1 tRNA gene and 1 rRNA gene are annotated in these 420 nt (G+C 48.0%); both read left to right on the top strand.

The features are described 5' to 3' along the window. The first annotated feature begins 1 nt into the window (after position 1). Positions 2-77 (top strand) — tRNA-Ala (locus AB4Y93_RS28895). A 217-nt stretch (positions 78-294) separates the two neighbouring features. Beyond that, positions 295-420, top strand: a 23S ribosomal RNA gene (locus tag AB4Y93_RS28900); the annotation flags it as partial.

Here is a 420-nt window from a genome sequence, read left to right on the forward strand (position 1 = left end):
TGGGGCCATAGCTCAGCTGGGAGAGCGCCTGCCTTGCAAGCAGGAGGTCAGCGGTTCGATCCCGCTTGGCTCCACCAAAAGTAATTTTTTTTGAGACTTGTTCTTTGAAAACTGGATAGCGAAAGAATGAAACATCCTTAAGCAATTATTAAATGTTTTGGTGATTTACATCACCATTGCAAGCGAAGGTTGTTTCGAGTCCGCTGTGACTTTTGTGYGTTTATTTCAACCATTAGTTATCTAATCAAGAAATAAACCACAAGGAGCAACGGACCGAAACAACCGGAGCTACTAGGTTAAGCTAGTAAGAGCGCACGGAGGATGCCTAGGCACTAGGAGCCGAAGAAGGACGTGGCGAACAACGAAACTGCCTCGGGGAGCGGTAAGCACGCATTGATCCGGGGGTGTCCGAATGGGGAA

The sequence above is a fragment of the Paenibacillus sp. YAF4_2 genome, from assembly GCF_052113225.1.
GTDB lineage: Bacteria > Bacillota > Bacilli > Paenibacillales > Paenibacillaceae > Pristimantibacillus.